The 395-nt window shown below is 46.8% G+C and carries 1 protein-coding gene; it reads right to left on the bottom strand.

Annotation, left to right across the window (positions count from 1 at the left end):
* The coding region (locus H6B15_RS15330; protein WP_204648861.1) for a hypothetical protein at window positions 1-261 on the bottom strand (261 nt) is incomplete at its 3' end.
* Between the last annotated feature and the right edge of the window lie 134 nt (window positions 262-395).

Below are 395 nucleotides of genomic sequence, written 5' to 3'. Positions count from 1 at the left end.
CTGAATCAGCAGTATGAATAAGACAAGGGCGATGATCACCGCCACCAGCCCCAAGCCGCCATAGACAATGACGGCTTGCATAAACCCCGTGATGCCGATGGCAAAGGCATCGGCGCTTGTAAACCATTCCACCACCGCGAGGATGGTGATCGGCAGAAAAAAGATGACGGCGAGGAACAAAACAAACCATTTTAACTCCGCCTTGCTTTTTTCGCCGCCGGGTGTTCTTTTGTCTGTTCGGTTCTCATTTATATTGTTCATTTTCTCTCTTGCTTTTATGAAAATCAGTGTTTCAAACGCTCCAGCGCCTCGCAAATCGCAAGCATCCCCTGTTTTTGATCTTTGATTTTGGCGGTGATGCTGTTGTTGACCAGCGACAATTTTATTTTGGTTTT

Source organism: Gemmiger formicilis (genome assembly GCF_016900095.1).
Classification (GTDB): Bacteria; Bacillota; Clostridia; order Oscillospirales; family Ruminococcaceae; genus Gemmiger; species Gemmiger formicilis_A.
Note: the sequence above shows the minus strand (reverse complement) of the source record. Positions and strands in the feature narration are given on the sequence as shown.